The organism is Streptococcus sp. 2021WUSS126, from assembly GCF_044427255.1.
Taxonomy (GTDB): Bacteria; Bacillota; Bacilli; order Lactobacillales; family Streptococcaceae; genus Streptococcus; species Streptococcus hashimotonensis.
In genome coordinates this window covers 194,967-204,603 of sequence record NZ_JAOTGI010000002.1, presented here as the reverse complement: position 1 = coordinate 204,603, position 9,637 = coordinate 194,967, and the positions used below count along the sequence as shown (strand labels likewise).

The 9,637-nt window shown below is 37.7% G+C and carries 9 protein-coding genes and 1 pseudogene; 7 read left to right on the top strand and 3 right to left on the bottom strand.

The window, feature by feature from the left end; genetic code table 11:
- Together ODU39_RS02180 and ODU39_RS02175 are read right to left on the bottom strand one after the other, a co-directional pair.
- Positions 1-136 (bottom strand): annotated as a pseudogene (locus ODU39_RS02180) (IS4 family transposase); the annotation flags it as partial.
- An 87-nt stretch (positions 137-223) separates the two neighbouring features.
- Positions 224-628 carry a TetR/AcrR family transcriptional regulator gene (locus tag ODU39_RS02175; protein WP_014736032.1) on the bottom strand — a complete coding sequence of 135 codons (405 nt, stop codon included), beginning with the start codon at positions 626-628 and terminating at the stop codon, positions 224-226.
- A 126-nt stretch (positions 629-754) separates the two neighbouring features.
- Between ODU39_RS02175 and ODU39_RS02170 the strand changes: the two genes are divergently transcribed.
- Entirely contained in the window at positions 755-1,606 is an 852-nt protein-coding gene (locus tag ODU39_RS02170) for a DegV family protein (RefSeq protein WP_318820938.1), read from the top strand.
- Between the two features lie 253 nt (positions 1,607-1,859).
- Here ODU39_RS02170 and ODU39_RS02165 read toward each other — a convergent pair whose 3' ends face one another.
- Positions 1,860-3,119: a PLP-dependent aminotransferase family protein gene (locus ODU39_RS02165; RefSeq protein WP_398580335.1), complete on the bottom strand. Its 1,260-nt coding sequence runs from the start codon at positions 3,117-3,119 to the stop codon at positions 1,860-1,862.
- Positions 3,120-3,240: 121 nt separating this feature from the next.
- Between ODU39_RS02165 and yaaA the strand changes: the two genes are divergently transcribed.
- The 6 genes from yaaA (at position 3,241) to ODU39_RS02135 (ending at position 9,577) form a co-directional block, all read left to right on the top strand.
- Positions 3,241-3,975: a peroxide stress protein YaaA gene (yaaA, locus tag ODU39_RS02160; RefSeq protein ID WP_398580336.1), complete on the top strand. Its 735-nt coding sequence runs from the start codon at positions 3,241-3,243 to the stop codon at positions 3,973-3,975.
- 125 nt (positions 3,976-4,100) lie between these two features.
- Positions 4,101-5,540, top strand: coding sequence for an LCP family protein (locus tag ODU39_RS02155; protein WP_398580337.1), 1,440 nt, complete (start codon positions 4,101-4,103; stop codon positions 5,538-5,540).
- Positions 5,541-5,557: 17 nt separating this feature from the next.
- Positions 5,558-6,247: a YveK family protein gene (locus tag ODU39_RS02150; RefSeq protein ID WP_024399722.1), complete on the top strand. Its 690-nt coding sequence runs from the start codon at positions 5,558-5,560 to the stop codon at positions 6,245-6,247.
- Between the two features lie 9 nt (positions 6,248-6,256).
- The gene (locus ODU39_RS02145; protein WP_136670809.1) at positions 6,257-6,952 is read left to right on the top strand and encodes a tyrosine-protein kinase; all 696 of its coding nucleotides are present in this window, start codon (positions 6,257-6,259) and stop codon (positions 6,950-6,952) included.
- A 37-nt stretch (positions 6,953-6,989) separates the two neighbouring features.
- Positions 6,990-7,721 (top strand): capsular polysaccharide biosynthesis protein Cps4B, encoded by a 732-nt coding sequence (gene cps4B, locus ODU39_RS02140; protein ID WP_172011816.1) that lies wholly within the window; start codon positions 6,990-6,992, stop codon positions 7,719-7,721.
- 29 nt (positions 7,722-7,750) lie between these two features.
- A complete protein-coding gene (locus tag ODU39_RS02135) occupies positions 7,751-9,577 on the top strand; it encodes a polysaccharide biosynthesis protein (protein WP_398580338.1) in 1,827 nt (608 codons plus the stop codon).
- The last annotated feature ends 60 nt before the right edge of the window (positions 9,578-9,637 follow it).

The following is a 9,637-nucleotide window of genomic DNA, read 5'->3' as shown; positions in this document are numbered from 1 at the left end:
TAGCTTGAATCATGGTTTTCATCGTTAGCTGACTTTTCCGACTAAAATCTTTTTCAGGATGAAGCACAAACTGGTTTGCGGTGGAAACGATGTCGTTAATACTATCAAGTAAATGAGCTTTAATCTGATCTAGCATGACTTTTCCCCTTTTATTTTTAGTGTAACATAAAAACTAACCCACCACAAAATGTGATAGGTTAGTTAACTTAATGACATTGGACTTTTAATCCCGTTTTGTTTTTTCCTTGATCCATTGACTGACGTTGGACAGGGTTTTGCTTTGCTCTGCCTTGCGTTTTTGTTCGTGGACAAAATCTGCAAAGCTTTGCTTGACGCCATCCTTTTGAACCTTGTCCTGCAAATCATGCCATTTCTTTTTAAGGTTGCTGGAAGTCCGTTCGTAATAAATCTCTAAAATTTCTTCTTTTGACTTATAATTGCGATAGAAAGCGTTACGAGAAACTCCCGCTTTACGAACCAATTCAGATACCGAAATTTGCTTGAGCTCCTTTTTCTCTAGGAGAAATAGCAGAGCAGTTTCTATTGATTCCTTAGTCAGTTGATTCGCTTCTTTATTTGATTGATAGAGGTTTTTCAAAGATTGGGGTGAAATTTTACGACCTGCCATAGTTTTCCTTTTCCGAGTGTCACATCTGAAAGAAAATGCTTTCAGATGGGGTAGTTTAATGATATAATTGTAAGTAAATAGAGATTTATTGTCAAATAAAAAAGTAAAATTGGAAATGAGAATATTATGTCAAAATGGAAAATTGTTGCAGATTCGGGCTGTGACTATCGTCAATTAGCTAATCTAGCTCCGGATACGGAATTTATTAGTGTGCCACTTACCATCCAGGTTGGAGAACAAGCATTTGTTGATGATGCAAGCTTGGATATTGATCACATGATGGAGGTGATGGAGGCATCTAAGGCTGCAGCTGGGTCGGCGTGTCCAAGTCCGCAGGCTTATCAGGCAGCTTTTGAGGGAGCTGAGAACATTATCGTTGTGACGATTACAGGTGGGCTATCGGGTAGTTTTAATGCGGCACGTGTAGCTAGGGATATGTATATCGAAGAGCATCCGAATGTCAATATCCATTTGATAGATAGTTTGTCAGCCAGTGGGGAAATGGATTTACTTGTAGACGAAATCAATCGCTTAATTGGTGCAGGATTAGACTTTCCACAAGTAGTAGAAGCGATAACTCACTATCGGGAACACAGTAAGCTCCTCTTTGTTTTAGCGAAGGTTGATAATCTTGTTAAGAATGGAAGACTGAGCAAATTGGTAGGCACTGTCGTTGGTCTTCTCAATATCCGTATGGTTGGTGAGGCAAGCGCTGAAGGAAAATTAGAGTTGCTTCAAAAGGCGCGTGGTCATAAGAAATCTGTGACAGCAGCCTTTGAAGAAATGAAAAAAGCAGGCTATGATGGTGGTCGAATCGTCATGGCCCACCGCAACAATGCCAAGTTTTTCCAACAATTCTCAGAGTTGGTAAAAGCAAGTTTTCCAACGGCTGTTATTGACGAAGTTGCAACATCAGGTCTATGCAGTTTTTATGCTGAAGAAGGCGGACTTTTGATGGGCTATGAAGTGAAAGCGTGATTCACAGAGTAACACTCAATGAAAATCAAAAGTAGCCTAGGAAACGAAGTCGAAGATAGAACTCTGTTACTATCTTATTTCAAGGTAACAGGCTGAAAACCTCCACTGGAGCTTTTCACTCATCAAGGCTCTTGACAACGGATAATTTTGATTTTCGAAGAGTATAACAATTTTGGGATGTAATTTCCACTATAGAATAATCCCCCTCGTCTTTTAAGTTCGAGGGGGATTATTTGCATGAGGTTATTAGATTTCATTCATTCAAATATCTTACAAGTTGCTCCAGCTTATCTGCAAAATCTTGTTCAAAGAAGATCTGTAAGAAATCAGCATTCTGTCCGCTGAAATAATAACACTTTCCAAACATGTGTTGGATGCTAGGCGAAAGAATCCCCTTGCTTAGCTGAAAGGTTACGCTCCCTTTGGAAATTCGATACGGGATGTTCAAATCGTATTTCTCTAAGCAATCTTTTATTTTATTCCACTGAGCGTGATAAATATGATGAAGATGTTGTGTGTTCCGTGCAAACATACCGTTATCAATGTAGAGCGAGAGAGCTTTTTGCATGATAAGATTGGTATCGTAGTCGATTAGACTCTTATGTTTGATGAAGGTATCACGTAGCTGATTAGGAAGGCTGATTGCACCGATTCGGAGGGCTGGAAAGAGTGTCGGTGTAAAAGATTTTATGTAGATGACACGATTATCTGTATCAAGATAGTGTAAAGGTAGGCTATGACTAGAGTCGAAATCTGCCAAATAGTCATCCTCAATGATGTAGACATCGTATTGCTTTGCTAATTTTACGATGGCTGTTTTTGTTGCTATATCATAGGTTGAACCGAGAGGGTTGTGCAAGCGAGGAATTGTGTAGAAAAACTTAATTTTTCCAGTTTGGAAGATACTTTCCAATTCTTCTAGGTCAATTCCATCTAAATCCCGTTCAATTGTTTGATAGGGGATTCCTTGATGTCGAATGAGCTCTATCATTCGTGAGTAGGTAGGGTTCTCTATCAAGATTTCCGTTTTTCCAGCCAAGGTTTCCATTTGTGTGAGAATATATATAGCTTGTTGACTACCAGCTGTGATAACCAGCTGGTCTTTTTTTGTATAGACATGATAGTCCATTAACAGACTTTGAACGGAGGAAATCAATTCTGCCAATCCCTCTTGCTGGTGATAGTAGTTGAATAGGTAATTTTCCCGCCCAATAAGACTTTCGTTTAGACAAATCCGAAAATCTTCATAGGGTAATTCTTGAAAGTCTGCAGGATTGAGCTCTACAGTATGGTCTTGGAAATCTCTATCTTCTAAGATATAATAACCGCTTTTTTCGACAGCGTAGATCTTATTTTGGTACTTTAATTCCAACATAGCCTTTTGGACAGTGTCTTTGCTACAATGATATTGCTCGCTGAGTTGACGGATAGAAGGTAATTTCTCTCCACGTTTGAATCGGTGTTCCTCTATTCCAGTCAAAATATCTTGGATGATAACTTGATATTTTTTCATCTAGGCCCCCTTTTTTATAGACTATGTTACTAGCTAGTATATAGGAAAAGTTGCAGAAATACAATATATGAATAATGGGTTGAGGTTCAGGAATTAAGCTACTCTATGGTATAATTAAGTGATGAAAATAATTATACCTAATGCAAAAGAAGTAAATACAAATCTAGAGAATGCCTCGTTTTATCCCCTGTCTGATCGAAGCAAGCAGGTGCTGGATGCCATAAGTCAATTTGATGTAAAAAAGATGGCTGCCTTTTATAAGTTGAATGAAGAAAAGGCAGAGTTAGAAGCTGATCGTTGGCATCGAATTAGGACAGGTCAAGCAAAAACCTATCCAGCCTGGCAGTTATATGATGGTCTCATGTATCGTTATATGGATAGGCGAGGTATAGATTCGAAAGAAGAAAATTACCTACGTGACCACGTTCGTGTTGCGACAGCCTTATACGGGTTGATTCATCCTTTTGAATTCATTTCACCTCACCGCTTAGATTTTCAAGGGAGCTTAAAGATAGGCAATCAGTCTTTGAAACAGTACTGGCGACCGTATTATGACCAAGAAGTTGGTGATGATGAACTGATTCTCTCACTGGCTTCGTCAGAATTTGAGCAGGTGTTTTCTCCACAGATTCAGAAAAGATTAGTTAAAATTCTTTTCATGGAAGAAAAAGCAGGTCAGCTAAAAGTTCACTCGACTATATCAAAAAAAGGTAGAGGAAGATTGCTGTCCTGGTTGGCTAAGAACAATATTCAAGAATTATCGGACATTCAAGATTTTAAGGTGGATGGCTTTGAATATTGTGCTGAAAAATCAACAGAGAATCAGCTGACTTTCATACGTTCGGTTAAAATATGAAAAAAAAGAACAAGATTCCAAAAAGAATAAGATAACGTTTTTCATCACTAATATGGCTACGTGGCTAGTAAAATATTGTTTTTTGTGATACAATAGGTGAGTTATAAGTAAAAGGAAGGTTGTTTATGAAGAAGAGAAGCAGATGGAGGAAATCGCCTAAGCTTAAGTTGGTAAATTTTGCGCTTTGGGTGCTATATGCCATTATTCTATGTCTGTTCTTAGTGACTATGTATCGCTATAACATCCTAGATTTTCGGTATTTAAACTATATTGTAACAATCCTGTTGATAGGGGTTGCAGTATTGACTGGCTTGTTGATGTGGCGTAAGAAAGCACGCATATTTACAGCACTCTTACTTATTTTTTCACTGGTCATCACTTCTGTCGGAATCTATGGAATGCAAGAAGTTGTAAAATTTTCAACACGACTAAATTCAAATTCGATATTTTCAGAATATGAAATGAGTATCCTCGTCCCAGCAAATAGTGAGATTACAGATGTTCGACAGGTCACTAATGTACTTGCTCCGGCTGAATACGATCAAGACAACATCACTGCTTTGTTAAATGATATTTCCAAAATGGAGTCTACTCAATTAACTACAAGTCCGACGACCTCTTATCTAACAGCCTACCAAGCTATGCTAAATGGTGAGAGTCAAGCAATGATTTTCAATGGAGTTTTTACCAATATTTTGGAAAATGAGGATCCAGACTTCTCTTCAAAAGTGAGGAAAATATATAGTTTTAAGGTGACTCGGACTGTTGATACAGCTACTAAGCAGGTGAGTGGAGACAGTTTTAATATCTATATCAGCGGCATTGATACATATGGTCCAATTTCGTCTGTTTCGCGTTCAGATGTTAATATCATTATGACTATTAATCGTGCTACACATAAGATTTTATTGACAACTACTCCACGAGATTCTTATGTTGCTATCGCAGATGGTGGGCAAAATCAATACGACAAATTAACTCATGCTGGTATTTATGGTATAGATGCTTCCGTCCATACTTTGGAAAATCTTTATGGTATTGATATTAGCAACTATATTCGTCTCAACTTTACATCCTTCCTACAGTTGATTGATGTGGTTGGAGGTATCGATGTAGAAAACACCCAAGAGTTCACAAGTGGTGAACATACTTTCCCGGTGGGAACAGTACACTTAGATGCAGAGCAAGCGCTAATCTTTGTTCGTGAGCGGTATTCGTTGGCTAATGGTGATAATGACCGTGGTAAAAACCAAGAAAAAGTCATTGCAGCACTTATAAAAAAATTGAGCTCACCAGAGAATTTACGTAATTATCAAGCTATTTTAAATAGTTTAGAAGGATCTATTCAAACGGATCTAAGTATTGAAACAATTATAGGCTTAGTTAATACGCAATTAGAAGCCGGCACACAGTTTACAGTGGAGTCACAAGCGCTAGTTGGAAATGGGCGAACAGATCTGCCTTCTTATGCTATGCCGGATTCACAACTTTATATGTTGGAAATAAACCAAGAAAGTTTGGAACAAACAAAGGCTGCTATTCAGTCAGTATTGGATGAAAATTAAAAAAATAGGGAGAAAACATGAATAATCAAGAAATGAATACAATCGAAATTGATATTTTACTCTTACTGAAAACGATTTGGAGAAAAAAAATCTTTATCCTTCTGCTGGGACTATTAGGTGCAGGGTTAGCTTTTGCTTATAGTAGTTTTTTGGTAACGCCGCAATATGATTCGACAACTCGTATCTATGTAGTTGGTCAACATGCTGAAGCTGGTGCGGGATTAACAAATCAGGATTTACAAGCTGGGTCTTATTTGGTAAAAGACTATCAAGAAATCATCCTATCACAAGATGTACTGACACAGGTGGCTACAGAGTTGAATTTGAATGGAAACCTAAAAGAAAAGGTTTCAGTTTCTATTCCTGTTGATACTCGTATTGTTTCTATCTCCGTGCGTGATGCGGACCCAAATGAAGCAGCTCGCATTGCAAATAGTCTCCGTACTTTCGCATCACAAAAAATCATCGAAGTTACAAAAGTGAGTGATGTGACAACACTTGAAGAGGCTGTCCCAGCAGAGGAGCCATCAACTCCTAATACCAAACGCAATATCTTGCTTGGTTTATTAGCCGGCAGTATCTTGGCAACAGGTCTCGTGTTGGTTATGGAAATTTTGGATGACCGTGTAAAACGTCCTCAGGATATCGAAGAGGTAATGGGATTGACCTTACTTGGTGTAGTGCCAGATTCGAAGAAATTGAAATAGGAGAAAAATATGGCGACATTAGAAATTGCACGTACGAAGAAAGAATTAGTAAATAAGACGGAAGAATATTTTAACGCTATCCGTACGAATATTCAACTCAGTGGGGAAGATATTAAAGTGGTTGGCATAACTTCTGTCCAATCAAATGAAGGAAAGAGTACAACAGCAGCTAGTCTTGCTATTGCCTATGCTCGTTCTGGCTACAAGACAGTCCTGGTTGATGCCGATATTCGAAACTCAGTGATGTCAGGTTTCTTTAAGCCAATTACGAAAATTACTGGTTTAACTGATTATTTAGCAGGAACTACTGATTTATCTCGAGGGCTATGTGAAACAAATATTCCTAATTTAACAGTTATCGAGTCTGGTAAAATATCACCAAACCCAACTGCCCTTCTACAAAGTAAGAATTTTGAGAACTTATTAGCTACTCTTCGTCGGTATTTTGACTATGTGGTTGTAGATTGTCCACCTCTAGGGATGGTAATTGATGCTGCAATTATTGCTCAGAAGTGTGATGCAATGGTCTTAGTAGCAGAGGCAGGACATGTTAAACGTTCAGCTGTGAAAAAAGTAAAGGGACAGTTGGAACAAACAGGAACACCATTCTTAGGCGTCATCTTGAACAAGTATGATATTACAACTGAGAAATATGGTGATTATGGAAATTATGGTAACTATGGAAATTACGGTAAAAAAGCTTGATTTTTATTATGTGAGCTTTGATTAAGTAGGTGTTAGTATGATTGATGTTCATTCGCATATTATATTTGGTGTGGATGATGGTCCAAAGACAATTGAAGAGAGTCTAGATTTGATAGGAGAAGCTTATCGCCAAGGGGTTCGCTTCATAGTTGCTACTTCTCATAGACGAAAAGGGATGTTTGAAACTCCTGAGAAAATTATTATGACTAATTTTGTTCAAGTAAAAGAGAGAGTTAAAGTAGCTTATCCAGAAATGACTTTATGTTATGGAGCGGAACTTTACTATAATAAGGATATCCTAAGTAAACTCGAAAAAAAGGAAGTTCCAACTCTTAATGGAACGCGCTATATTCTCCTAGAATTTAGTAAGAATACTCCTTGGAAAGAAATCCAAGAGGCTGTGAATGAAGTAATGTTACTTGGACTGACTCCACTACTTGCCCATATAGAGCGTTATGATGCTCTGGCATTTCAGTCAGAGCGAGTAGAAGAGTTAATCGACAAGGGGTGTTATACTCAAATTAATAGCAACCATGTGTTAAAACCAGGTTTAATTGGTGACCGAGCAAAAGAGTTTAAGAAACGGGCACGGTACTTTTTAGAGCAGGATTTGGTGCACTGTGTGGCTAGTGATATGCATAATTTATCAAATAGACCTCCGTTTATGAGAGAGGCTTATAAGTTAATAACAGGGGAATTTGGGGAAGATAGAGCAAAAGCTTTATTGAAAAAGAACCCTCTTATGTTATTAAAAAACCAGGTGATTTAAGCTGGTTACTCTAGATTTTGGAGAAAAAAATGGATTTAGGAACTGTTACCGATAAACTGTTAGAGCGCAATAGCAAAAGATTGATACTTATATGCATGGATACTTTTCTTATTGTAGTTTCCATGAATTTGAGTAGACTGTTCTTGGATATTATTATTGACATTCCAGATAAACGTTTCATTCTTGCAGTTTTATTCGTATTGATATTCTATCTGATTATTTCAGTTAGATTAAAGGTTTTTTCGTTAATTACGAGGTATACCGGTTATCAGAGTTATGTAAAAATAGGGTTGAGCTTGATATCTGCTTATTCATTATTTTTAATTATCTCAACGATTTTATGGCAGAGTTTTAGTTATCGCTTCATCTTAGTATCCTTATTTTTGTCATATGTATTGCTCATTACCCCAAGGATTGTTTGGAAAGTCTTGCATGAGACACGAAAAAATGCTATTCGTAAGACGGATAGCTCACTGCGAATTTTGGTGGTAGGTGCTGGAGATGGTGGAAATATTTTTATCAATACCGTCGAAGATCGAAAATTGAATTTTGAAATTGTCGGCATAGTCGATCGTGATCCAAATAAACTTGGAACATTTATCCGTAACACCAAAGTTTTAGGAAACCGCAATGATATTCCACGCTTAGTAGAAGAATTGGCAGTTGATCAAGTAACGATTGCTATCCCTTCCTTAAATGGTAAGGAGCGAGAGAAGATTGTTGAAATCTGTAATACTACAGGAGTGACTGTCAATAATATGCCTAGTATTGAAGATATTATGGCGGGAAACATGTCTGTTAGTGCCTTTCAGGAAATTGACGTAGCAGATCTTCTTGGTCGACCAGAGGTTGTTTTGGATCAGGATGAGTTGAATCAGTTTTTCAAAGGAAAAACAATTCTTGTCACAGGAGCAGGCGGCTCGATTGGTTCAGAGTTATGTCGTCAAATTGCTAAGTTTACGCCTCAACGATTGTTGTTGCTTGGACATGGGGAAAATTCAATTTACCTCATTCATCGAGAGTTACTAGAGAAATATCGAGGTAAGATTGAGTTCGTCCCTCTCATCGCAGATATTCAAGACAGAGAGTTGATTTTTGATATAATGTCTGAGTATCAACCTGATGTTGTTTATCATGCTGCAGCACATAAGCATGTTCCTCTAATGGAATATAATCCACATGAAGCAGTAAAGAATAATATTTTTGGAACCAAGAATGTGGCTGAAGCGGCTAAAGCAGCTAGGGTTGAAAAATTTGTAATGGTTTCGACCGATAAGGCAGTCAATCCACCAAATGTTATGGGGGCGACTAAGCGGGTAGCAGAAATGATTGTTACTGGCTTAAATGAAACAGGACAAACACAATTTGCTGCAGTAAGGTTCGGAAATGTTTTAGGTAGTCGTGGAAGTGTTGTTCCTCTATTTAAGGAACAAATCAAAAAAGGTGGTCCAGTTACCGTTACTGACTTTAGGATGACTCGTTACTTCATGACTATCCCAGAAGCCAGTCGTTTGGTTATCCAAGCAGGACATTTGGCAAAAGGCGGAGAAATCTTTGTCTTGGATATGGGTGAGCCTGTACAAATTCTGGAATTGGCAAGAAAAGTTATTCTGCTGAGTGGTCATACTGAGGAAGAAATTGGAATTGTTGAATCAGGTATTCGTCCTGGGGAAAAACTCTACGAGGAATTACTATCAACAGAAGAACGTATCAGCGAACAGATTTATGAAAAAATATTTGTAGGTCGCGTTACAAATAAACAATCGGACATTGTCAATTCATTTATCAATGGATTACTCCAAAAAGATAGAAATGAATTAAAAGATAAGTTGATTGAATTTGCTAAACAAGAATAAGAAAGTAAAAAAATATTTTTACTTTCCTAGAGTTTAAACGATGTTTAGGCTCTAGGATGG